The sequence below is a fragment of the Bacillus sp. FG16 genome, assembly GCF_057809515.1.
This window is the reverse complement of record NZ_JBMDKC010000027.1, coordinates 15,787-40,255: the sequence shown is the minus strand read 5'-3', so window position 1 is coordinate 40,255 and position 24,469 is coordinate 15,787. Positions and strand designations below refer to the sequence as shown.

Genomic DNA, 24,469 nt, shown 5'->3' with positions numbered 1-24,469 from the left:
GAAAATTACAATTTCATCTTAATATAAATGAATATAAAAAGAAAGAGGTTGTCCCAACATGTTGGACAACCTCTCTATTATTACGATAATACAGCTTTAATTTTTTGGAATGCCCACTCTAAATCTTCTTCAGAGATTACTAGAGGTGGTGCGATACGAATTACGTTTTCGTGTGTTTCTTTACATAGTAGCCCAGCTGCTTTTAGTTGTTCACAGTAAGGACGAGCTGGCTCGTTTAATTCGATACCGATGAATAAACCTTTACCGCGAACTTCAGTGATCATTGGGTTATCAATTTCTTTTAATTGCCCAACTAATTTTTCTCCTAATTGAAGAGAACGCTCTGTTAATTTTTCTTCTTCTAACACTTCAAGGGCTGCGATAGACACAGCACATGCAAGTGGGTTACCACCGAATGTAGAACCGTGAGAACCTGGCTCAAATACACCTAAAATGTCGCGGTTTGCTGCAACGCAAGAAATCGGGAACACACCGCCACCAAGTGCTTTACCAAGTATGTACATGTCAGGAGTTACATCGTCCCAGTCACAAGCGAATACTTTACCAGTACGGCCTAAGCCTGTTTGAATTTCATCTGCTACGAATAAAACGTTTTCTTTTTTACATACTTCAAGAGCTTCTTTTAAGTAACCAGCTGGTGGGATGTTAATTCCTGCTTCACCTTGAATTGGCTCTAAAATGAATGCTGCTGTGTTTGGTGTAATTGCGGCTTTTAATGCTTCTAAATCACCGTAAGGAATTACAACGATGCCAGGAAGCATTGGACCAAATCCACGCTTGTACTCTTCATTTGAAGACATAGAAACAGAACCCATTGTACGTCCGTGGAAGTTATCTTCACAAACGATGATTTCAGCACGGTTTGCTTCTACTTTCTTCACATCATAAGCCCAGCGACGAACTGTTTTAATTGCAGTTTCAACAGCTTCAGCACCTGTGTTCATTGGAAGTACCATTTCTTTATTAGTTAGTTTCGCAACTTTTTCGTACCAAGGACCTAATTGATCGCTATGGAAAGCACGAGAAGTTAACGTAACACGATTAGCTTGGTCAATTAAAGCGTTAATAATTTTCGGGTGACGATGACCTTGGTTTACTGCAGAATATGCACTTAATAAGTCCATATAGCGGTTTCCTTCAGGATCTTCTACCCAAACACCTTCTGCTTTAGAAATAACGATTGGAAGTGGGTGATAGTTATTTGCTCCATATGTGTCTGTAAGTTCGATAATATCCTTAGTTTGAATCATGATTGTTCCCCCTTTTGTTATTACAAGAAGTTTGTAAATACTCTAAATATTATAGCATTTAAATGTAAAAAAGCGAAACATTTCCTGAAAATAAATGAACATGTTATCATATAGAGTGAAAAAGTGTGAAAAGAGGAGGTAAGGGATACGATGGTACATATGCATATTACAGCATGGGCGTTAGGTTTAATTTTATTCTTCGTTGCGTATTCACTTTATTCAGCAGGAAGAAAAGGGAAAGGTGTACATATGGGGCTTCGCCTAATGTATATCATTATTATTGTGACAGGCTTCATGTTGTACATGAGTATTGTGAAGACAGCAACAGGTAGCATGCACATGTGGTATGGCTTAAAAATGTTAGCTGGTATTTTAGTTATCGGTGGAATGGAAATGGTTCTTGTGAAAATGAGCAAAAACAAACCAACAGGGGCGGTTTGGGGCTTATTTATTGTTGCGCTAGTAGCAGTATTTTACCTTGGGCTGAAATTACCGATTGGCTGGAAAGTATTCTAATAAAAAATAAAGCCACCTTATAATCTCAAAGACTTGGGAGCTAAGGTGGTTTTTACTTTTTATGTCGCATCGATATGTAACTCTTCTCCATTTACTTTCGTAAAACGGAACATGTTTTTATTGGATGTAGTGTGACGGACGAAATGATGCTGTAGTGTACAGATCATCTCTTCGTTATCAAACAAAAGAATATTTACTCCTTCGCGTGACTCCTCTTTCGGCAAGAAGGATAAATAATTATGACAATACATGCAATCATATAAAGAGTAGTGAAGTGATTGCAATGATTCGGTTAATAATGTGAACACAGAGTCAGGTAATTCCTCGAGCCATTCATTATAGCTAAGAAGTAATTTTTTTCGAATACGTATCATTTCCCCGTTTTGCAGGTGGTGCTGTTCGTTAGCGATTTGTAATATATCTTGTTCATAGAAACGAGCTGGTAGCCAGTTGTTGTTATATAAAATCTCAAAACCATCTTCGGCAATATCTTCTAATAAAAATGCTTCATCATTTTCATCATCAAAGAATACCCATTCATTGTTTATATATTCTACATTACCGACTGTATGAGCGCGGGGCTGGTTATATAAAATATGGTTACGTTGTATCATACATGATTTCTCCTTTATGAAAAATAGTTATTCCTGTTATAGACAGTTCGTGCATTCTTTATAACTAGACACATCTAGACATAGGTGGGCATACAATAAAACACGTTTTACTGAGTGAGAATGCTATTCCATATGTGGATAGTAGGTTATTGTCAAGTTTTCCATTTTTTGATCCGCACTCTTAGGGTGGGGATTACTGCACGTTCAAGAAAAGAAATAAGATGGAAGGATGATTTATATGTGCGGGATTACAGGGTGGGTGGATTATAAACGCTCATTAGAAGGAGAAAGAGATGTCGTTACGAAGATGGCTGAGACGTTAGCGAAACGTGGTCCGGATGATAATAAAGTTTGGATTAAAGGCAATGTCGCATTTGGGCATAAACGTTTAATCGTTGTGGATCCTGAGGGTGGTAAACAACCGATGACTTGTTTAAAAGATGAAACGAATTACGCCATTTGCTATAACGGTGAACTTTATAACACAGAAGACATTCGAAAGGAATTATTAAGAAGAGGATATACGTTCAAAGGTCATTCTGATACAGAAGTATTATTAGCTTCTTATATTGAATGGAAAGAAGAATGTGTCGATCATTTAAACGGTATATATGCGTTTGCTGTATGGGATGAACAGAAAGAACAAGTATTTATTGCGCGAGATCGACTAGGTGTAAAACCGCTATTTTATAAATATGATAGTGGGCGATTACTATTTGGTTCAGAGTTAAAAGCGATACTGGCTCATCCAGATGTGAAGGCGGAAGTAACGTTAGAAGGATTATCCGAAATATTCGGTCTTGGACCATCGAGGACACCTGGTCATGGTATTTATGCTGGTATAAAAGAATTACGTCCAGGTCATGCGATGACATTTTCAAAGAACGGTTTATGTATATGGAGATATTGGAATGTAGAAAGCAAAAAACATGAAGATTCCTTTGAAGAAACAGTAGAGAAAACACGCTTTTTATTACAAGATGCGATTACAAGGCAGCTTGTTTCTGATGTACCACTATGTACTTTTTTATCAGGTGGTGTAGATTCGAGCGCTATTACAGCTATTGCAGCGAAAGAATACGAGAAATCAGGAAAAGGGCAATTACACACGTATTCTGTTGATTACGAAGATAATGACAAATACTTTAAAGCGAATGCGTTCCAGCCAAATTCAGATGCTCCGTTTATTAATTTAATGACTGAGACATTTCAAACAACCCATCATCGCTGCGTCATTTCGAATGAAAAATTAGCAGAGTATTTAACTGAAGCAGTACTAGTTCGTGATTTGCCTGGTATGGCAGATATCGATTCGTCATTATTATGGTTTTGTCGTGAAATTAAACAAGATTTTGTCGTCGGTTTATCTGGGGAATGTGCAGATGAAATATTTGGTGGATACCCGTGGTTTTATAGAGAAGATGATTTACAATCGAGTGCCTTTCCGTGGATGCGCTCTACAGAAGCGCGTGAACAACTGCTAAAGAAAGGATGGAGAAATAAATTAAATTTACAACAATATGTACAAAGGCGCTATGAAGAGTCGATTCAAGAAGTTCCTATTTTAGAGGGAGAAAGTCCGCTAGAAGCAAAAAGACGCCAATTATTTTATTTAAATATGGTATGGTTTATGACAACATTATTAGACAGAAAAGACCGCATGAGTATGGGGGCAAGTTTAGAAGTACGTGTTCCATTTGCAGATCATCGCCTTGTCGAATATGCGTGGAATATTCCTTGGGAAATGAAAATGTATAAAAACCGCGAAAAAGGTCTATTACGTAAGGCGTTAGAAGATGTACTTCCACATGACATCTTATATAGAAAGAAGAGTCCTTATCCGAAAACGCACAATCCACACTATACAAAAGCAGTAACAGTATGGCTTCAAAATCTATTAACGGATAAAGGTTCAATTTTACACGAATTGTTTGATAAAGAGCAGTTGAACAGATTAATTCAGTCTGGTGGCAGTGCATTTCAAACACCATGGTTTGGTCAATTGATGACTGGGCCACAGCTTTTAGCTCATTTAGCACAAATTCACGTTTGGTTTAAAGAATATGGGGTAAATATTAAGGAATAAGGGAAAAGCGGCTTACAATTATGTAAGTCGCTTTTTATTAAATAAATTGTCATATAAAATTCAAAATCACCTTATAAATAATACTTAATTAGAATTATTATTTTGACGTACTTATTATTGCTTGTTATAATTGGAAACAAACGTTCTGAAAAGGATTCTCATTTATAAAATTGAGGTGTTATATAGATGACAAAGAAAAAAATAGGTTTACTCGTAATGGCGTATGGAACACCAGAATCATTAGACGATGTAGAGGCATATTATACACATATCCGTCACGGGCGTAAGCCGTCAGAAGAAGCGCTTGAAGATTTAATTGGGCGCTATAAAGCGATTGGTGGAATTTCGCCGCTTGCAAAAATTACGAAAGAGCAGGCGCATAAATTAACAGATTCAATGAATAACATATTTACAGAGTATGAATTTACTTGTTACTTAGGTTTAAAACATACTGCGCCATTTATAGAAGATGCTGTAGAGGAAATGAAGCGAGATGGAATTGAGCAGGCAATTAGTATTGTGTTAGCGCCGCATTATTCGACTTTTAGCATTAAAGCGTATAATGAGCGCGCAATTTGCCTATCAAAAGAAATAAAAGGTCCTGTTATAGAACCGATTGAGCATTGGTACGACGAACCAAAATTTATTTCTTATTGGGCAGATCAAATAAAAGAGACGTTTACTAATATTATAAATAAAGAGAAAGCCGTCGTAATTTTTTCGGCGCATAGTTTGCCAGAAAAAATTATTGCAGCAGGAGACCCATATGTAGAGCAACTAAAGCATACTGCAGATTTAATTGCAGAAGCTGCAAATATTCAAAACTATACAATTGGTTGGCAAAGTGCTGGGAATACTCCAGATCCATGGATTGGTCCAGATGTGCAAGGTTTAACGAAAGATTTATATGAAGAGCATGGGTATGAATCTTTCATATATTGTCCAGTTGGTTTTGTGGCGGAGCATTTAGAAGTTTTATATGACAACGATTATGAGTGTAAAGTTGTAACTGATGAATTAAATGCCAAATATTTTAGACCAAGTATGCCGAATGCACAATCTGCATTTATCGACTGTTTGGCTGAAATTGTTTCAAAAAAAGTGAAGGAAATAGTTGACAAAGGTTTAGTTTTGAATAATAATTAGTTTATAATAATTTTAAATAAATAATAATTACTATGAAAGAAAGAGGAGGATCCCCCTAGATGAATCCAAATAATCGCTTAACAACAAACCAAGGTGCTCCAGTTGGAGATAACCAAAATTCTCGTACAGCTGGTCGTCGTGGACCAGTATTATTAGAAGACTATCATTTAGTAGAAAAACTTGCGCACTTTGATCGTGAACGTATTCCGGAGCGTGTTGTGCATGCACGTGGTGCAGGTGCTCACGGTGTATTCGTAACGAAAAATAGTATGAAGCAATATACGAAAGCGGCATTTTTACAAAATGAAGGAACTGAAACGCCTGTATTTGTTCGTTTTTCAACGGTTATTCATGGTCAAGGTTCTCCTGAAACAGCACGTGACCCACGTGGGTTCGCTGTTAAATTTTATACAGAAGAAGGAAACTACGATATCGTAGGTAATCATTTACCGGTTTTCTTCATTCGTGATGCAATTAAATTCCCTGATATGGTTCATTCTTTAAAACCAGCACCGGATACAAATATTCAAACGCCAGATCGTTATTGGGATTTCATGACGTTAACTCCAGAATCTACACATATGATGACATGGGTATTTTCTGATTACGGTACACCAGCAAGCTATCGTGAAATGGAAGGTTTCGGCGTCCATTCATTTAAATGGATTAATGAAGAAGGTAAAATTGTTTACATTAAATACCACTGGAAACCACAACAAAGTGTACGTAACTTAAGCGCAAAAGAAGTGCAAGAAGTACAAGGAAAAGACTTCAACCATGCAACTCGTGACTTGTTCGATGCAATTGAAAAAGGAAATTATCCGAAGTGGGATTTACACGTACAAGTGATGCAACTAGAAGAAACGGATTCTTTAGATTTCGATCCATTAGACCCAACGAAAGTATGGCCAGAAGATCGCTTCCCATTAATGGAAGTAGGGACGATGACGTTAAATCGTAACCCGAAAAACTTCTTCGCAGAAGTAGAGCAAGTGGCGTTCTCTCCAAGTGCAACTGTAAATGGTATTGAACCATCTGAAGATAAATTATTACAAGGTCGTTTATTCTCTTATCCAGATACACAGCGTTACCGTCTGGGGGCAAATTATTTACAAATTCCAGTAAACTGCCCGTACGCAGCTGTTAACAACCAACAACGTGATGGCGCGATGCAAATGAATCAAAATCCATCTACAATTAACTACGAACCGAGCCGTCATACTGAAAATCCAGTTGAAGACAAGGCTTACCGCGATTCAACTATGAAAGTAGAAGGTTATGTATCTCGTGAAAAAATCGAGAAACCAAATGACTTTAAACAAGCAGGTGAGCGTTACCGTTCATTCTCTAAAGAAGAGCAAGATAACTTAATTGCAAACTTAACAAATGACTTAAAAGACGTAAATGAACGCACGAAATTACTAGCTGTTTGTAACTTCTTCCGTGCAGATCAAGAATACGGTATGCGTTTAGCGCAGGCATTAAATGTTGATATTACGCAATATGTAGGAAATGCTCCGAAATAAATAGGAAAAGACGACCGGGTTTCGGTCGTCTTTTTTGTATAAAGTTATGTGGGGTATTTTGCTTGTAAATTATGTCGGAATTTGTTTGTAAATCGATATGTTGTGTCGAACCGTTGATATATTGAAAGAAACAATCGATATATTTGAAAAATCGTTGATATATCCAAAAAACCGTTGATATATTTACATTTATACTAGGTGGGGTATGTTGCCCGTTGCGCAAAAAAGAGATGCAATCTATTACTAATAGATTGCATCTCTTTTTTAGTTTACTCGTTCTGCATGTTCATAAGCCTTCTCGCCATGCATCGAAATATCAAGTCCCATGTGTTCCTGGTGCTCATCTACCCGAACAGGGAGGAAGAAGTTAATCGCTTTAATAATGGCATACGTCATTATTATTGTGAATGCATATGTTGCTCCAATTGCTACCAGTTGTTTAAACAGTAAAGCGGCATTTCCGTAAAATAATCCGTTTGCACCATCTCCGTTTATGGTAGTGGTTGCAAATAGTCCTGTTGCAATACCGCCCCAAGTTCCTCCGATGCCGTGGCATCCAAAGGCATCAAGTGTATCATCATACCCGAATTTTGTTTTTAAGAAGAAAACGGCGCCAAAGCATAATATACCACCAATTGCTCCGATAAGAAGGGCGGAGAAAGGTGTAACGAACCCGCAAGCTGGTGTAATAGCGACTAGACCAGAAACAACTCCGCAAGCAGCTCCCATCGCGGTCGGTTTTGATTGGAAGAACCATTCAGAAAGCATCCAAGTTAGAGCGGAGGCAGCAGCGGCTATATTTGTATTAATAAATGCAGTTAAAGCTACGTCGTTTAAGGATAATGCGCTGCCGACGTTAAAACCGAACCAGCCAAACCATAATAAGCCTGCGCCTAACATTGTAAATGGCAAATGGTGAGGAGAAGAACCATTTATGTTTTTTCGTTTTCCAAGGAAAATAGCTAATACAAGACCAGCAACTCCGGAAGTGATGTGAACGACGTTTCCGCCAGCGAAGTCTAGTGCCCCAAGTTCCCTTAGCCACCCGCCGACGCCCCATACCCAATGAGCGACAGGATTGTAAACGATCGTTGTCCATAGAAGGATAAAAATAAGAAAGGCAGAAAATCGCATTCTTTCAGCGAATGCACCTGAAATTAAAGCTGGAGTTAAAATGGCGAACATGAGTTGAAACATCATGAATAAATTGTGAGGAATAGTAGATGAGTAGTCTGGATTTGGTGCGTAGGTAACTCCGTTTAGCCCGAACCAATCAAGTGTACCGATAATCCCGTGCCAATCTGGTCCGAATGATAAAGAATAGCCGATAACAATCCATTGAATCGAAACGATAGCCATTGCGCTATAACTATGCATCGTTGTACTGAGTACATTTTTGCTGCGAACCATACCTCCATAAAAAAGTGCCAATCCTGGTGTCATCAACATGACCATTACTGTCGTCATAAACATAAAAACCGTATCTCCCATATTCATGATTTCCCCTCCTATAATGTTAGAAAAAATAACATCATCTTGTTATGTTTCATATCATATTCGAAATTAAATTAAAAATCAACTAAAAATTCAGAAAATTATATACATGATGTTAGAAAACCTGACATGTATTATTTTGTGAGGATTGAAATCGACATATGCGTTTCATTCGGAAAATTGGTATAATATTCTTACAATTAAAAAACTTGGGGGATGCGTGTGGGAAAAATACGGACTAGGAAACTATTCATTTGTTTTTGCTTAGCTGTTATTTTGTTTGTACCAATACATACTTTTGCAGACGAAAAAAGAGAGTGGCGAGACGAAGTTATCTATTCCATTATGATTGATCGCTTCAATAATGGAGAACCGAAAAATGACAAACAGTTAGAAGTTGGCAATTTGGAAGGGTATCAGGGTGGAGATATAAGAGGGATTATAAAAAGACTGGATTACATAAAAGAAATGGGTTTTACTACCGTTATGCTTTCGCCACTTTTTGAAAGTGGAAAGTACGATGGATTAGACGTGCGCAATTTTCAAAAGGTAAATGAACATTTCGGAACAGAAAATGATGTGAAAGAACTTATCCAAAAAGCGCACGCAAAAGGAATGAAAGTTGTACTTCAATTTCCACTTGGGGGAAACGAACAGCAAGTCATCGACGCGTTGAAATGGTGGGTCGAAGAAGTTGATTTAGATGGCAGTTATGTGATACATAGTGAAAAAAAATCGGATGCTTTTTGGGATGGCGTACAAAAAGACATGCAAGCAATAAAGAAAGATTTTCGTATTATGACAGAGGAAGATAGTGAGTATAACGAAAAAATAGTAGAATCGTTTTCCAAAGTGGATGTATCGGTGAAACCTTTATATGATGTGAGTAAAAAAGACGGGGAATCCATTATATTTTTAGATAATCAAGATACAAAAAGATATGCTCGTATTGCAAAAGAGCATATGAATTATCCGCCATCTCGTTTGAAACTAGCTCTCACATATTTATTAACATCACCGGGTATTCCGAATTTTTATTACGGAACTGAAATTGCATTAGATGGAGGAAGTGTACCCGATAATAGACGATTAATGGATTTTAAGTCAGACGAAAAATTTATGCAGCACATAACAAAACTAGGTGAACTTAGACAGGCGAGACCGTCTTTACGACGCGGTACGTTTGAGCTACTGTATGATAAGAGCGGGATGAGTATACTAAAACGAAAATATAAAGATGAAGTAACTTTAGTAGCAATTAATAATACGAAAGAAACACAAAAAGTCTCCTTACCTGCAAGTGCGATTGGTGAAAAACAAGAGTTAAGAGGATTGTTAGAAGATGAAATTATAAGAGAAGAAAACGGAAAGCTTTATCTCGTTTTAAAGCGTGAAGAATCAAATGTGTATAAAGTTAACGGAGAAACAGGTGTGAATTGGTTATTTATCTCCTTAATCGTTGGGGTGAATGTATTATTTATTGCGTTTTTAATTACAGTTAAAAGGAAACGTAGATGAGATGAGAAGTTACGCACTCTATGTTCATGTCTTCTTATTGTATTTGTAAGTTTGTTCGGGGGGGACAGGTTAGGGAGAAAGTTTCTTCCTAACCTGTTTTTGTGTCAATACGGATAGAGAAAGACCTTTGAAACAAACAATAATTGCAACTATATTAATTTTACATTACATTAAAAGTTAGAGAATACTCTTATACTAATACAGTGCTAAATAGTAGGTGGGAAAATGGAATTTTACGATTTGGGTATTACTATTAAAGAGCTTAGAATTAAAAAAAATATATCACAATCCGAATTATGTCATGGAATATGTTCACAAAGTCAAATTAGCAAAATAGAAAAAGGTGTGATTTATCCATCTAGTATATTGTTATATCAATTATCAGAAAGACTTGGTATTGACCCAAATAATATATTTGCACTAACTCAAAATAAAAAATTAAAATATGTAGAAAATGTAAAATGTGTAATAAAAGATTGCTTAAAACAAAAACAATATAAAGAACTTTATGAAATAGTGAAAAAAGAGAAAGATGAAAAAAATTTCCAGGCAAAAGAAGATAAACAATTTCTACTATGGCATGAAGCAATTGCTGTATTTGAGGTGAACAGATCCATAAAAACTGCTTTAAAGCTTTTAAATAGTGCATTAAAACTAACTTTAACCAATGTTGATTTTTTATCAGAAAGAGAAATAGATATTATGCAGACAATGTCTATATTTTATGCGGAAAATAAAGAATATGATAAAAGTATTACTATATTAGGAAGATGTTTAACTAATTTTAATAAGTTAGATTTTCCGAGAGATAAAGCGATTAAATTAAAAATTATTTTTAATTTAGCGAAATGTTTAGGTATGACCTATCAATATGAAGAGGCGGTAAAATACATTGATAAAGGCATCAAATTAGCTATTAATCTAAATACTTTATACTTATTAGGTGAACTGTACTATTTAAAAGGATGTAATTTATTAAGATTTAAACAACAGAATGAAGAAGATATTGCAAATAACATGGAAAAAGCATTATTTATATTTGAACTAACAGAAAAAGAAAATCTGATAAAAGTGGTTAAAGAAAAATATTTTGAAAACCAAACTGAAAAAAGTCATTCATAATACATTTGAAAATCACTTGAAATATAATAAAACCTACAGGGGAAATCCCTGTAGGTTTTACACTAATAAACTTGCTTCTAAAATATTAGTGTTTAATATAAATTTTTGAATAAGAGTTTACTTAGTGTACTTTTTATTTTGAAGTCTGCATCTTTATTAACAATTTATGCTTCTTTTTAATTCCATCCAAATATTATTAAAAATGAGATGGTTCAAGTCGGAGGAAGGCACTTTGAGGTGTCTTTTTTTTATGACCTTTATCATTAACTATTTAATGTTTTTTAAATGATTACATGACATATTTTTTTTGTACCAAGCTTTGTTGATACAGTTAGACTTATCCGTTAGTGTATTCGTATTATTAGAACATCCTACAGTATTTAGGGAGAATGTGGCCAATAAAAACCATAATATTAATTTCTTCAAATAACCACTTCTAACTCTTTTTTAATTAACATTTTTTAAAATACTTATTAATTTTACATTACATTAAAGGTTGGGAAATATTCTTATACTCATAAATTGTTACGTTTTGGCGAGGAGAGGAATTATGAGTTATAGCAATTTTTAAGATGACTTTGGCCTAGGATGTAATTACTAAGAAAAGTAATTCAAATCGAAGGAGAAACGTCTTAAGGTGTCTTTTCCTTATTTTCAATTTACTTAGCAATTTTTACCGCGTATACCCTTTTTCTATGGTTTGTTCTTGTAATATTGTCTCTACAAGGCTAAAAAGAAAACTCCTCTAATTAAGAGGAGTTTTCTTTTTAGCGGTAGTTAATGAACTGTACGTCGATTGGTAAATCAGCGCTACGAACAGCTGCGATTACGGCTTGTAAGTCATCACGGCTTTTCGCTGTAACACGTACTTGATCGTCTTGTACTTGTGTTTTTACTTTTAATTTCATTTCTTTAATGATGTTGTTAATTTTTTTAGCGTTATCTTTATCGATACCTTGTTGAAGTGTTGCGCGTTGGCGAACAGTGTTGCCAGTTGCAGCTTCAACTTTTCCGTAATCTAAGTTCTTAATTGGAACGTTACGTTTTACAAGTTTAGAAATTAAAACGTCTTTTACTTGGTCTAATTTGAACTCGTCGTCAGAAGTTAAAACTAGTACTTCTTTTTCTAATTTAATATCACTTTTACTTCCTTTAAAGTCATATCGGTTTTGGATTTCTTTTAATGCGATATTAATTGCGTTTGTTACTTCAGGTAATTCTACTTTCGAAACGATGTCAAAAGAACTATCTTTTGCCATAGTTAGCACCTCCAAATAAATTTCTAATCTTGTTATGTACTGTACATACTAAAGTATAGCTGAAAACGAGTCTAGACTTAAGTGTTTTCATACTTATATTCATGTAACCTCACTTTATTATAGTGAATTTTGGGCAGTTGGACAAATACAGGAAAAATCATGTTATAATTAACTTTTGTTTGGAATGATAAAAAAGATAATTTTATATATATAGAAGGGAATTAAAAAATATGTATTTGCAAATAGGATCGATTGAACAGGTAACTGTTTTACGCGAAACGGAAATTGGATATATGGTTGGGAATGAAGAAGAAGAAATTTTCCTACATAAAAACGAAGTAGCTGGAGAAATTGAAGAAGGCGATACGATTGATGTATTCTTATACCTTGATCACCAAAATCGTATTTCAGCAACAATGAAGGAGCCAATTATTACAACGTATGATTGGAACTGGGTAAAGGTTGTAGAAGTCATTCCTAGTTTAGGTGTGTTTGTTGATATTGGTGTATCAAAAGATATACTAATTCCAGCTGATGAGTTCCCGATTTATATGCCAGTATGGCCAGAAGTAGGCGACGAATTATATTGTACGTTAAAATTAACGAATCGTGATCGTTTAATTGCTCTTCCGGCAAGAGACAGTGATATGCAAGAAATTATCGTAGATGCAACGCCATCTATGCGTAATAAAAACGTAAATGGACGTGTATATCGTTCGCTTCAAGTTGGTTCATTCGTACTAACTGATGAGCATTTCCGTGCTTTCTTACACCATACAGAAAGAAAAGAACAAGTCCGCATTGGGGAGCGTGTAACGGGCCGTATTATTGACGTGAAAGATGATGGTACAATTAACATTTCACTTCTTCCTCGTAAAGAAGAAGGAATGGAAGACGATGCGGCAGTAATTTATGCATATATGGAAGAACGAGGCGGAGCAATGCCGTTTTGGGATAAGAGCCATCCAGAAGATATTAAAGAACGCTTTAACATGAGTAAAGCTGCATTTAAGCGCGCACTTGGTAAGTTGATGAAAGAAGAAAAAGTTTACCAAGAAGAAGGTTGGACTTACTTTAAGAAATAAAGTAAATGAAAAAAGAACTATTCTTTCTCTGAATTTTTAAGAGAAGGGATAGTTCTTTTTATTTTTAATAATGTATTCGCTCTATAAGGTAAACATTGAAAGAAGTAGGCAGGATGGAAGCTAAAGTTATAGAAGAGGTATGTTATAAAATTTTAAAAATATATGGTTAATTATTATATAGTTTTTTAAGTAAGATTTTGATTGTAGTATTTCTTATGTGATTCATTAAAAAGGATAAAAGAATATAAGAATATAAGAGATTTATCGCAGTGTTTGTACTGTTTATCCCGCTATTCACCGGGCAGTAAGATCCTCACTGATTAAAGTTTCACTTTATGTATAAAATCTTGATAGCTTTTACACTATGTTTTGAATTTTTACAACGCTGACAGTATTAAAAATATAAAATAATTAGGATGATTATATGCATATTTGGACACTAACAAATTGGCGGAAATATTATAATTTAGAAGAGAAGAGTCATCGCATGGGACTACGATTAAAATTCGATAAAGATGTTGATCCTGAAGTGAGAAGAGCTATTAAAGAGTTTTGCAAATGGATACGCCGAGAATATTTTTTCCCGATTAGAGTACCTATTTATGTGAAATCTTCATATAAAATAAAGGCGATGGATGGTGAGTTGGTCTATGGTACTTTCTTTGAACCATTTAATCGGAATGATGAGCCGTATATTCGTATTTCGACAGGAGATTATTGTGATGAGCTAGAGAAAAGAGGAAAAGATGATGCTTTGGGAGGATATTTGTTTACTATTGCGCATGAACTAACGCATTATTTCCAATGGATTAATGATATAAAACTAACGAGAATTGGATATGAGAGGCAGGCTACTACTTATTCAGGGTATATTATTGATGAATATAAAGAAACTAGAGAGCATCCGTGAAATAGAAACTTTATAGGTAATTGGAAGTATGATAATAAGCAATGTGCTTGAATGAATGCCCTAATATTTAGAGGTTATCTGGAAGTAGATATCTGAATTATCAAACGAAAGTGAGTGTGAGTAATACGCTTTGATAAAGAGGTGAGCATATGAAATTTTATAATGCCGTATATCTTATAATTTCTTATGATAGAGAACTTATCAATAAAAGTTGTATGATTGCGGGGATCACAAAAAAATTAACAATATGTAAATAAGTTTGGCCTACATTTCAGGATTATTGATTTTTTTCCTTGGTGTAATAACATGAAACTGGAAATGTTTTAATAGTTTCTGATGCATTTTGTATACTTTTAGTTACAAGTGATCGAGAGAGAATAGATGAGATATTGAAAGAGAGGTACGAAAATGCAAGGTAATGTACTGGAACAATTAATAAAGAGTCTCTCAGTATTATCCCTTGAAAAAGAACGCGAAATAGCAGCAGTTGATTTACATGATATATATGAGAGTGCTGAAAGGTTTGAAAAAACGCTTGAAAATATTATGAATTCGAAACATTCTAAAGAAGACTTAATAGATGCGTTAATTGAAGTGGAGATAGAATTAGATCACATCAATTGGCATTATAAAAGCTTGAAGAAACAGTTGAAAATATTGATGAAAGATTAAAAAGCACAACCTTATGTAAAAAGATAAGGTTGTGCTTTTTTTAATTTCCTTGCGGTGAAACAAGAGTAAATGTATCTTTCAAATCACTATCATTTATTTTAATATTTGCCTTTTTTAATTCATCTTGTAACAATTTTTGGCTGAATGTAGGATCAGCAGTACGTTCTTCCTCTAAGTTTTTGCGAATAGAGTTTTTTACCTCATCGTAAGGTTTTAGATCTTTTTTATCAGTTAATTTAATAACGTGATAACCGTTTGATGATTTTACGGGATTGCTAATTTGTCCAACATTTAGTTTGTAGGCAGCGCTTTCGAATTCAGGAGCCATTGTACCTGAATTGAAGTATCCAAGGTCTCCACCTTTATCTTTTGATAGTAGATCTTGTGATTCTTGTTTTGCTAATTCTTCAAATGAAGCACCAGCATCTAGTTTACTCTTTATTTCTTTCGCTTCATTTTCGTCACTTACTAAAATGTGACTCGCTTTAATTTCTGGCTTATAGTGGTCTTTTACGTCTTTTTCTGTAATGCTTTTCTTAATCGCTTCATTCATAGCAAGTTTGAACTTAATTTGATTTTTGAAATCCTCTTCATCTTTTAAACGATTGTTTTCTAATACTTTTTTGAATTGATCTCCATATTGTTTTTTTACTTTTTCTACTTCTTTATTTACCTCTTCATCAGGTACTTTATATTTTTTTGTGATGACGTCTTGTGCCATCATTTCGTATAGCATGTCTTTTCCGTAACGATCTTTCAATTGTTTTTCGAAGTCGTCCTTCGTAACAGTCGAGTCTGTTGCTGTGGCGACTGTAGCTGATCCGTTTTTTTGTCCGCAAGCAGATAGCATCAATATACTTATTAGTGCAGTAATAATGAAAATATGTTTCCCTCTCATGCCAACACCTCATCCGAATATGTTATCGCTATTGTAGAATATAGAAGTGAACATGAAGTGAATTTTTAATGTTTTTTTCCTTTAAAATGTAAAAAAGTACATCAACATAATTGTTGATGTACGATGGAATCAAAGGTGATCGGTCTTTTTAGAGTATGCACGTTTACCTTGCTGAATATTTTTTTGCTCTTGCTCATTTTTTTGTGTGCGTTTTGCATTATTATCGCGTGCTTTTTTGTCGTTATCACTCGTATGTGGCATATGTATCAACTCCATTTCTAAACGTTGTACGTTTATCATTTCCTTTTTCGTAAAGACTATGTATAGCGGTGCATTTATGAAGGGTAAAGGTGGATTCGAAATGGATTTGAAGTTGAATTATACTGAACTTATAAAGAAGTTAATCGTTGTAATCATCGCAGGTTTATTAAACGCGATTGGGATGAATTTATTTTTAACGCCAGCGAAAGTGTATGCGAGTGGCTTTGCTGGATTGTCTCAATTATTATCACAAATATTAGGTGATTTTTTATCGATTCACATATCTACAGGAGTATTGTTTAGCTTATTTAATATTCCTGTCGTTATTTTAGCGTGGAAAAAGGTTGGAAAGGCCTTCACCTTTTTTAGTTTTCTTTGTGTTATATTTATGACTTTGTTTCTAGAAATCATCCCTGTTAGAGCGGTTTCGAATGATATCATATTAAATGCGATTTTTGGCGGGATTATTTCGGCAATTGGAGTAGGGATTGCTTTAAAGTGGGGTGCTTCTACAGGTGGATTAGATATTATCGCCATGATTTTATCGAAAATAAAAGATAAGCCTGTCGGTACATACTTTTTCTTTTTTAATGCAATTATCATTATCGCTGCTGGCTATGTATATGGATGGGAAAAAGCGTTATATACGTTAGTGACTTTATATGTATCAACGAGAATTATTGATGCGATTCATACTCGTCATGTAAAGATTACAGCATTAATTGTTACGAAGAATGGGGCGGACGTAAGAAAGGCGATTCACTCGCGATTAGTAAGAGGGATTACAACGATACCAGCAACAGGTGCTTATACGAATGAAAATAAAGAAATGTTAATGATGGTTATTACTCGTTATGAGTTATACGAATTAGAGAGGATTATTAAACAAGTGGACCCAAGTGCATTTACAAATATACTGCAAACAGTTGGGGTGTTCGGATTGTTTCGGAAAGATTAAAGAGGACCAAAGTTGGTCCTCTTTTTTAATGTACATTCGTAATGTTTTGCAATTGCTCTTGCATTTCACGGAGCTGAACTTTTTCAACAATTGAAGAGTTTGCGTAAGCGGATTGCAAAGCATTTTTTGCTCTATACACGAGATCTTGTTGCTCAGTACCGCTTGAACAAGATACGGCATTTTCAACAGCATCTCTAGCTTGTTGGAATAGTAAGTTCCCCATTTAAACCCCTCCAAAAGAAGAGTTACTTCTTGCCTTTTCTGCCTCAGCTAATGTACCTCTGTACGGGAATCTTGCATCATGCTTCATAACAGCATCGGCTCCTTGTTGGATAAAACGTTTTGATTTGTTCTTTTTACCCATTTGAAAAACCCCCTTTATTTAGCTGAAAACAATCGACGCGATGTCTCATGCGTCTACTTATAGTATGGACATTTGGCAGGAAACTATAAGTAGGGAATTTTTAGATTACAACCCAAGAACCTCTTCTAAATATAAAGCAATACCATCTTCTTCGTTCGTTAACGTCGTATGGTTTGCGAGTGATTTTAATTCAGGTATGGCATTTCCCATTGCGATGCCGTGACCAGCAAATTCAATCATTTCAAAATCATTATCCTCATCACCGAAAGCGATAATTCGCTCTTGTGGAATGTTGTAATGACTAGAAATTTTTTGTAATCCAACCGCTTTATTTAATCCGCTTTTCACAATCTCAATAATCGGCCAAGGTGCGCCCCATTTTCTATGGTCGATTACTTCCGCGTGCATATCCGTTAAATGTTGACGAATTGCAGTGGAATGCTCGTCATGTGCATCAATTAATAAGCAGGTTGGATGATCGTTTAAAATATTTAATAAGTCTCCTGTAAAAATCTTAGGAGATCCGAATTCGAAAATATGTTTTTTATCTTCATCAATTTCACGAACATACACATCGTCCATAACTTCAGCGTATATATTTTTCACGCCGAAATCAAAGCAAGCTCGTACAATTTCTTGCGCTGTTGCTAGCTCAAGAGGGGAGTGATGTATACCCCAGTTTGAATCAAGAGGATGGTGTACGTACGCACCGTTAAAGTTTACGATAGGTGTATTCAGACCGAGTTCTTTATAGTAATCATAACTAGCGCGGAATGGACGTCCTGTTGAAATAACGACAACGTGTCCTTGTTCCTTTGCTTTTGCAATTGTATGTTTCGTTCGAGTGGAAATTATTTTGTTGTCTGTTAATAAAGTGCCGTCTAAGTCTAATGCGATTAAATGTTGTTTGTTCATAATTTCACCTCTTATAATAATTTTTTTATTTCTATCTGTATTTCCGTCTTTAATATGCAGAAATAAGAGGTTAGACTTGGTGAAATGACCATAGATGAAAATTTCACTATATATCCATCTTACGTCTCAAAGTGCTGCGGTGTCTACTATTTCTCGTTGGAAATTAAGAAAAGTCAACATCTTTTTAGAAAGTTCAAACAATGTTTCTTTCATTATGTACAAATTGTGAAAAGGGTTACATTGCCCGTGTGATGAGACTTATAATAAACATGTAATCTTCTCGTATATGTTTGACTCTCCTTTGAAACTAGCCTAGAGTAGGTTGGTTTCTTTTTTTTTCTACAAGTAGGAAAGAAATCCCTGCTTACGCTTGTGTCATTCATATATATGTACAAGAACGAGATGTAGTACTGTTTCCTAAACATGACAGAAAAGCTTTCTTTTAAAATGGATATACTAATGAGGCAAAGACGTCATGGAAGGAGAATGAAAATGGGACAAAATCGCAGGTTTCGTTCTGGACAAAAAGCGCCAAATGATGGGGTTTATGTAGAAATTGGTGAAACGGGAAGTATGGTGAAAAATCCGCAAATGGTACAATTAACTGCCGGTGAAAAGTTTCCAGATAATACGAATCATAACCGTCAGTGGACATATAAAAGAAAACCGTAACAGAAGCCGCAATCTTTATTGCGGCTTTTTTGTCATGACATATTATAATTTCATTTACCGTACTGTTTTGAGCAGCGTAATGAATGTTCCTGTTTTCTTTTTCCAATAATAAGTTTGAAAATACATAGGCAAAATTATTGTATAAAAAAGTCAGTTGGCGTATAATCAAATCAAAGGTCAAAGAAAGTCAAACTTTTGGAGGGCTGTAAAGATGGACTTAAATCAAATGACAACAAAAACACAAGAGGCGATTATGAGTGCCCAATCTTTAGCGGTATCTCATCATCACCAAGAGGTGGATACTGTTCATCTATTACTTGCATTATTAGAAGAGCAAGATGGATTAGCGGTACGTATATTTCGAAAAATGAATGTTGATATAGAAGCGTTAAAGCAAGGCGCTGAAAGCTTAATTAAAAAGAAACCTTCTGTAACGGGAAGCGGTGCAGAAGTTGGAAAATTGTATGTAACGAGCGCTCTGCAACAACTGCTTGTAAGAGCAGGGAAAGAAGCAGAAAAACTGCAGGATGATTACATTTCAGTAGAACATGTATTGCTTGCTTTTTCTGAAGAAAAAGGCGATATAAATCAATTATTTACAACATTGCATATTACGAAAGATAACTTATTACAGTCTTTAATGACAGTTCGGGGGAATCAAAGAGTGACTAGTCAAAATCCAGAAGCAACTTATGAAGCGTTAGAAAAATATGGCCGTGATTTAGTGGCAGAAGTGAGAGCCGGGAAAATTGATCCTGTAATCGGCCGTGATAGTGAAATTCGACGTGTAATCCGTATTCTTTCACGTAAAACGAAAAACAATCCTGTTTTAATTGGGGAGCCAGGTGTTGGTAAAACAGCAATCGTTGAAGGGCTAGCACAGCGTATTGTGAAAAAGGATGTACCTGAAGGATTGAAAGATAGAACGATTTTTGCGTTAGATATGAGTGCGCTCGTAGCTGGTGCGAAATTCCGTGGTGAGTTCGAAGAGCGTCTGCAAGCTGTATTAAATGAAATTAAAAAGAGTGAAGGACGCATCTTATTATTCATTGATGAACTTCATACAATTGTTGGTGCTGGTAAAACAGAAGGTGCAATGGATGCAGGGAATATGTTAAAACCGATGCTTGCGCGCGGTGAACTGCATTGTATCGGAGCGACAACATTAGATGAATATCGTAAATATATTGAAAAAGATCCAGCACTAGAAAGACGTTTTCAACAAGTATTAGCAGAAGAACCAACTGTTGAAGATACGATTTCCATATTACGTGGATTAAAAGAGCGTTTTGAAATTTATCATGGTGTAAATATTCATGACCGAGCGATTGTAGCAGCGTCAGTTTTATCAGATCGATATATTTCAGATCGCTTCTTACCGGATAAAGCAATTGACCTTGTTGACGAAGCATGCGCAACAATTCGTACAGAAATTGATTCTATGCCGACAGAATTAGATGAAGTAACGCGTCGTATTATGCAGTTAGAAATTGAGGAAGCAGCTCTTGGAAAAGAAACGGATCGTGGTAGCCAAGAGCGCCTAAAAACATTGCAACGTGAATTATCGGATTTAAAAGAAGTTGCAAGTGGTATGAGAGCGAAATGGGAGAAAGAAAAAGAAGACATTCACAAAGTTCGTGACTTACGTGAACATTTAGAACGTTTGCGCCGTGAATTAGAAGAAGCAGAAGGTAATTACGATTTAAATAAAGCAGCCGAACTTCGTCACGGGAAAATTCCTGCAATCGAAAAAGAATTAAAAGAAGCGGAAGAAATGGGCGCGCATAATAAACAAGAAAATCGTTTATTACGTGAGGAAGTAAGTGAAGAAGAAATTGCAGATATTGTTTCACGCTGGACTGGTATTCCTGTTGCTAAACTTGTTGAAGGAGAACGCGAGAAATTACTACGCTTAGAGCAAATCTTATCAGAGCGTGTCATCGGACAAGAGGAAGCAGTAAGCTTAGTATCAGACGCGGTTCTTCGTGCTCGCGCTGGTATTAAAGACCCGAATCGTCCAATTGGTTCCTTCATTTTCTTAGGCCCTACGGGTGTTGGTAAAACAGAACTTGCAAAAACGTTAGCGCAGTCTTTATTCGATAGTGAAGAGCAAATGATTCGTATTGACATGTCTGAGTATATGGAGAAACACGCAGTGTCACGCTTAATTGGTGCACCTCCTGGATATGTAGGATATGAAGAAGGCGGTCAATTAACAGAAGCGGTAAGACGTAAACCATATTCCGTTATTTTATTAGATGAAATTGAAAAAGCACATCCAGAAGTATTCAATATTTTATTACAAATGTTAGATGATGGACGCATTACAGATTCGCAAGGTCGTACAGTGGACTTTAAAAACACAGTTATTATTATGACTTCAAATATTGGATCTGCTCATTTACTAGACGGATTAGAAGAAGATGGTTCGATTAAAGAGGAATCAAGAGACCTTGTAATGGGGCAATTAAGAGGACATTTCCGCCCTGAATTTTTAAACCGTGTTGATGAAATTATTTTATTCAAACCTCTTACAACGAATGAAATTAAAGGCATTGTTGATAAAATTGTAAAAGAATTACAAGGTCGTCTAGCTGACCGTCACATTACAGTAGAATTAACAGATGCAGCAAAAGAATTTGTTGTAGAAGCTGGTTTCGACCCAATGTACGGAGCTCGTCCGTTAAAACGATACGTACAACGTCAAGTGGAAACGAAATTAGCAAGAGAATTAATTGCAGGAACAATTACTGACAATTGTCACGTAGTTGTTGATGTAGAAAATAACGAATTAGTCGTTCATGTGAAATAAAAATAAAAAGAGTTCGGATAAAATCCGGACTCTTTTTTTAGTGTTGTTCTACTGGCTCGTTTGGAATTGCAGCTGAAATTGCTAGTACTAATACAGCAAGAACAACTGAGAAAATAGACGCTTGGTTAAAGTCGTATGTACCGCCAGTCATAGAGCCGATTACATAGCTCATCATATGTACAAGTAAGAACGACCAAATTAATGCCCAAATGAAACGCATATTTTACACCTCTATTCGTTCAATCTGTCCTTATTGTAACACAATTGAAAAAAGAATATAGAAAAATATTTGTAGATTTTTCAACGCAAATTTGCATTCCGTTCATACATTATAAAAGAGTGGTTTTATATGTTTAGAAAATAAGGCGGGGGAAAAATGAGTATTACGGAACGTTTTTTTTACTTAGAAAAAGAACCATGTGTTATTTATTTACCGGAGAAGCCAAATGGATTTTCTGTTATGCTCCTCGGTGATTATAACTACTTTATTGAGAATGGTACAAGTTTATGGACGCAACATGCGGGTAAATCTTATTTCTTACATGGTCTTATTGAGCAAGGCTACACGGTCTTTTCCTCTAATTTATACGGAAGACATTGGGGAAACGATCAATCTGTTCGTCTGGCAAAACGTTTATATGATGTTGTTTTGAGAAAAGAGACGTTAAATGCGAAAATGCACATTATGGCAGATGGTATGGGAGCGCTTGTGGCACTTGAAATGATGAACAAATATCCTGAATGTATTCGTTCTGTTGTTATGTTAAATCCGTGTTTAGATTTACCAGAATATGTGAGTTTTGAGAAAGAGCATAAGTTTTTTTACAAAAGATTAGTGAAGGAATTAAGTTTGGCGTATGATTCCAAAGAAGAAGAATTAGAATTAAAAATAAATAAGAAATCATTTACGCTTCTTCCATCTTGTGTACCTGTTAAAATTTTTGTATCAACACAAGAAAAAAGAGGAAGAAAACAACAGTTGCGTAAATATGAGAAAATGAGGCAATTAAATCAATGTGATACTTCTGTCTTGTTCCATCTGCAAGATGTGAAATATAAAATGGTTAGGCAAACGACCGATTTCTTTAAAAAATATGAAGAAGAATTGTGAAGCTCCCATATACATAAATGAGGAGCTATTTGCTTCAGAGGGAAAGGGTTGGTGGTATGGAACGCGTGCTGATAATAGGTGCACTTACGTTTGTAGGTTATCACCTTGTGAATAAAATGATCGCAGAAGAAGTAGAAGTGTATGGTCTTGATTTTGATGAATTCGATAGTATGACCAAAATTAATGAAGAGAAGTTATTGTTAATTGGGCGAAATGCGTTATTTACGTATTATTCGATAAGAGATGAAGATGGATGGAGATCGGTAGAGGAAGAGAGATTCGATACGGTCTACTTTTGCTTATATGAGCCAAATCAGCAATGTGGATTTCGGAATGAAAGAGTCATATTACAATATTTAAAGCGAATTATAAGAATGTGTGAAGAACAAAAAGTGAAGTTAAATTTAATTTCTTCTATTGAAGTAAGTAGTACAGGTGAATCCGAAAATAAGCGCCTATTTTTGAAAGTAGAAGAAGGATTGAAAAAAGGGAATTTAAAATATAGTGTATTTCGAGTTCCTACATTATATGGACCGTGGCAACCATCCTTTATGATGTATCATCAGCTCATTTTATCAGAATTAGACGAGAAAGAGTGTCGTTGTACGAGTGAGGAAAAAGGAAGTGATTTGCTTTACATTGAAGATGTATGTGAATACTTATGGGAAAATGGAACGAACGGGGCGCATCTTGGTATATACAATTTACTTAGTGGTAAACAGTCATTATGGGAAAAAGGTATGAATCTTTTACGCGCGGATGATAAAGTAAATAAAAATAATAATGAAATAAGAGATGAGGCTATTGAAGTCATTTCGATAAAAAGAAATACTCCGTTAGAATACGGTTTAAATAAGCAACTGGCACACATGAAAAAATATAAAGAGTTATACGAAGAGTAGCACGCGTGTTACACTATTGTATGTGAAAGTTTTAATGGAGAGGAAGAGTATAATATGAACGAAAAAAGCATGCAGTTTTTACAAATCGCAATGAAGCATTTACCAGAAGCGAAGGCAATTTTAGATGATAACGGAATTGCACTTGATATGGAGAAGGCACAGCCGGTGTTAGAATTGTTAATGAAAGTTATGAACGAAGCTTATGAGCTTGGGAAAGCAGATAAAGAATAAAATCCTTCTTTTTTGATGGAGGAGAGGCTCGAATCGTGAGTAGAAGCGGTTCGGGCCTTTTTATTTGGAATGAAACACGAAAAGGTATGATTCTGTTTCTTTTAATGAAAAATAAAGTGGATAATG

25 protein-coding genes are annotated in these 24,469 nt (G+C 35.3%); 15 read left to right on the top strand and 10 right to left on the bottom strand.

The features are described from left to right. Nucleotides 1–80: 80 nt before the first annotated feature. On the bottom strand, nt 81–1,271 hold the full coding sequence (gene rocD / locus ACODS7_RS12385) for an ornithine aminotransferase (RefSeq protein WP_000616660.1): 1,191 nt from the start codon (nt 1,269–1,271) through the stop codon (nt 81–83). A 150-nt stretch (nt 1,272–1,421) separates the two neighbouring features. On the opposite strand from rocD, the gene ACODS7_RS12380 reads away from it, so the two are divergent. Further along, on the top strand, nt 1,422–1,787 hold the full coding sequence (locus tag ACODS7_RS12380; RefSeq protein ID WP_000233494.1) for a YisL family protein: 366 nt from the start codon (nt 1,422–1,424) through the stop codon (nt 1,785–1,787). A 59-nt stretch (nt 1,788–1,846) separates the two neighbouring features. Here the strand turns inward: ACODS7_RS12380 and ACODS7_RS12375 are convergent, their stop codons facing one another. Further along, entirely contained in the window at nt 1,847–2,401 is a 555-nt protein-coding gene (locus tag ACODS7_RS12375; RefSeq protein WP_000616066.1) for a DUF2777 domain-containing protein, read from the bottom strand. Between the two features lie 238 nt (nt 2,402–2,639). Between ACODS7_RS12375 and asnB the strand changes: the two genes are divergently transcribed. The 3 genes from asnB (at nt 2,640) to katB (ending at nt 7,159) form a co-directional block, all read left to right on the top strand. Continuing rightward, nucleotides 2,640–4,487 (top strand): asparagine synthase (glutamine-hydrolyzing), encoded by a 1,848-nt coding sequence (gene asnB / locus ACODS7_RS12370; RefSeq protein ID WP_098629149.1) that lies wholly within the window; start codon nt 2,640–2,642, stop codon nt 4,485–4,487. Nucleotides 4,488–4,673: 186 nt separating this feature from the next. Continuing rightward, on the top strand, nt 4,674–5,633 hold the full coding sequence (gene hemH, locus ACODS7_RS12365; RefSeq protein WP_098629148.1) for a ferrochelatase: 960 nt from the start codon (nt 4,674–4,676) through the stop codon (nt 5,631–5,633). Nucleotides 5,634–5,692: 59 nt separating this feature from the next. Next, on the top strand, nt 5,693–7,159 hold the full coding sequence (gene katB / locus ACODS7_RS12360) for a catalase KatB (RefSeq protein WP_098629147.1): 1,467 nt from the start codon (nt 5,693–5,695) through the stop codon (nt 7,157–7,159). Nucleotides 7,160–7,423: 264 nt separating this feature from the next. Here the strand turns inward: katB and ACODS7_RS12355 are convergent, their stop codons facing one another. Next, nucleotides 7,424–8,656: an ammonium transporter gene (locus ACODS7_RS12355; protein ID WP_243168399.1), complete on the bottom strand. Its 1,233-nt coding sequence runs from the start codon at nt 8,654–8,656 to the stop codon at nt 7,424–7,426. 219 nt (nt 8,657–8,875) lie between these two features. Here ACODS7_RS12355 and ACODS7_RS12350 point away from each other — a divergent pair, with 219 nt between their 5' ends. Both ACODS7_RS12350 and ACODS7_RS12345 read left to right on the top strand, forming a co-directional pair. Beyond that, entirely contained in the window at nt 8,876–10,171 is a 1,296-nt protein-coding gene (locus ACODS7_RS12350) for an alpha-amylase family glycosyl hydrolase (RefSeq protein ID WP_243168400.1), read from the top strand. Between the two features lie 225 nt (nt 10,172–10,396). Beyond that, nucleotides 10,397–11,293 carry a helix-turn-helix domain-containing protein gene (locus ACODS7_RS12345; protein WP_243168401.1) on the top strand — a complete coding sequence of 299 codons (897 nt, stop codon included), beginning with the start codon at nt 10,397–10,399 and terminating at the stop codon, nt 11,291–11,293. A 767-nt stretch (nt 11,294–12,060) separates the two neighbouring features. Here ACODS7_RS12345 and ACODS7_RS12340 read toward each other — a convergent pair. After that, nucleotides 12,061–12,552 (bottom strand): YajQ family cyclic di-GMP-binding protein, encoded by a 492-nt coding sequence (locus ACODS7_RS12340; RefSeq protein ID WP_001040146.1) that lies wholly within the window; start codon nt 12,550–12,552, stop codon nt 12,061–12,063. A gap of 230 nt (nt 12,553–12,782) precedes the next feature. On the opposite strand from ACODS7_RS12340, the gene ACODS7_RS12335 reads away from it, so the two are divergent. The 3 genes from ACODS7_RS12335 (at nt 12,783) to ACODS7_RS12325 (ending at nt 15,219) form a co-directional block, all read left to right on the top strand. Continuing rightward, entirely contained in the window at nt 12,783–13,637 is an 855-nt protein-coding gene (locus ACODS7_RS12335) for a CvfB family protein (RefSeq protein ID WP_000281261.1), read from the top strand. Nucleotides 13,638–14,061: 424 nt separating this feature from the next. Further along, a complete protein-coding gene (locus ACODS7_RS12330) occupies nt 14,062–14,547 on the top strand; it encodes a hypothetical protein (RefSeq protein ID WP_029442129.1) in 486 nt (161 codons plus the stop codon). A gap of 408 nt (nt 14,548–14,955) precedes the next feature. Next, nucleotides 14,956–15,219, top strand: a complete 264-nt coding sequence (locus ACODS7_RS12325; RefSeq protein ID WP_029442130.1) for a hypothetical protein — start codon at nt 14,956–14,958, stop codon at nt 15,217–15,219. Between the two features lie 40 nt (nt 15,220–15,259). Here ACODS7_RS12325 and prsA read toward each other — a convergent pair whose 3' ends face one another. Both prsA and ACODS7_RS12315 read right to left on the bottom strand, forming a co-directional pair. Further along, nucleotides 15,260–16,117 (bottom strand): peptidylprolyl isomerase PrsA, encoded by an 858-nt coding sequence (prsA, locus tag ACODS7_RS12320; RefSeq protein WP_029442131.1) that lies wholly within the window; start codon nt 16,115–16,117, stop codon nt 15,260–15,262. A gap of 129 nt (nt 16,118–16,246) precedes the next feature. Further along, a complete protein-coding gene (locus ACODS7_RS12315; protein WP_001120851.1) occupies nt 16,247–16,378 on the bottom strand; it encodes a DUF3941 domain-containing protein in 132 nt (43 codons plus the stop codon). Between the two features lie 100 nt (nt 16,379–16,478). Between ACODS7_RS12315 and ACODS7_RS12310 the strand changes: the two genes are divergently transcribed. Beyond that, a complete protein-coding gene (locus ACODS7_RS12310) occupies nt 16,479–17,336 on the top strand; it encodes a YitT family protein (RefSeq protein ID WP_016082482.1) in 858 nt (285 codons plus the stop codon). Between the two features lie 25 nt (nt 17,337–17,361). Here ACODS7_RS12310 and ACODS7_RS12305 read toward each other — a convergent pair whose 3' ends face one another. The 3 genes from ACODS7_RS12305 to ACODS7_RS12295 form a co-directional block, all read right to left on the bottom strand. Continuing rightward, nucleotides 17,362–17,559 (bottom strand): DUF3813 domain-containing protein, encoded by a 198-nt coding sequence (locus tag ACODS7_RS12305; protein WP_098629679.1) that lies wholly within the window; start codon nt 17,557–17,559, stop codon nt 17,362–17,364. After that, nucleotides 17,560–17,700 carry a hypothetical protein gene (locus tag ACODS7_RS12300; RefSeq protein ID WP_000516816.1) on the bottom strand — a complete coding sequence of 47 codons (141 nt, stop codon included), beginning with the start codon at nt 17,698–17,700 and terminating at the stop codon, nt 17,560–17,562. Nucleotides 17,701–17,805: 105 nt separating this feature from the next. Further along, the gene (locus ACODS7_RS12295; RefSeq protein WP_001041241.1) at nt 17,806–18,615 is read right to left on the bottom strand and encodes a Cof-type HAD-IIB family hydrolase; all 810 of its coding nucleotides are present in this window, start codon (nt 18,613–18,615) and stop codon (nt 17,806–17,808) included. Nucleotides 18,616–19,107: 492 nt separating this feature from the next. Between ACODS7_RS12295 and ACODS7_RS12290 the strand changes: the two genes are divergently transcribed. Together ACODS7_RS12290 and clpB are read left to right on the top strand one after the other, a co-directional pair. Further along, the gene (locus ACODS7_RS12290; protein WP_016082481.1) at nt 19,108–19,287 is read left to right on the top strand and encodes a YjzC family protein; all 180 of its coding nucleotides are present in this window, start codon (nt 19,108–19,110) and stop codon (nt 19,285–19,287) included. Nucleotides 19,288–19,498: 211 nt separating this feature from the next. Continuing rightward, a complete protein-coding gene (clpB, locus tag ACODS7_RS12285) occupies nt 19,499–22,099 on the top strand; it encodes an ATP-dependent chaperone ClpB (protein ID WP_029442134.1) in 2,601 nt (866 codons plus the stop codon). A gap of 37 nt (nt 22,100–22,136) precedes the next feature. Here the strand turns inward: clpB and ACODS7_RS12280 are convergent, their stop codons facing one another. Then, a complete protein-coding gene (locus ACODS7_RS12280) occupies nt 22,137–22,319 on the bottom strand; it encodes a YjzD family protein (RefSeq protein ID WP_001211116.1) in 183 nt (60 codons plus the stop codon). Between the two features lie 156 nt (nt 22,320–22,475). Between ACODS7_RS12280 and ACODS7_RS12275 the strand changes: the two genes are divergently transcribed. The 3 genes from ACODS7_RS12275 to ACODS7_RS12265 are packed head-to-tail and all read left to right on the top strand — an operon-like array spanning nt 22,476 to nt 24,343. Further along, nucleotides 22,476–23,210, top strand: a complete 735-nt coding sequence (locus ACODS7_RS12275) for a lipase family protein (RefSeq protein ID WP_016082478.1) — start codon at nt 22,476–22,478, stop codon at nt 23,208–23,210. A 29-nt stretch (nt 23,211–23,239) separates the two neighbouring features. Continuing rightward, entirely contained in the window at nt 23,240–24,112 is an 873-nt protein-coding gene (locus ACODS7_RS12270) for an NAD-dependent epimerase/dehydratase family protein (protein WP_016082477.1), read from the top strand. Nucleotides 24,113–24,166: 54 nt separating this feature from the next. Next, the gene (locus tag ACODS7_RS12265; protein ID WP_001986215.1) at nt 24,167–24,343 is read left to right on the top strand and encodes a ComZ family protein; all 177 of its coding nucleotides are present in this window, start codon (nt 24,167–24,169) and stop codon (nt 24,341–24,343) included. The last annotated feature ends 126 nt before the right edge of the window (nt 24,344–24,469 follow it).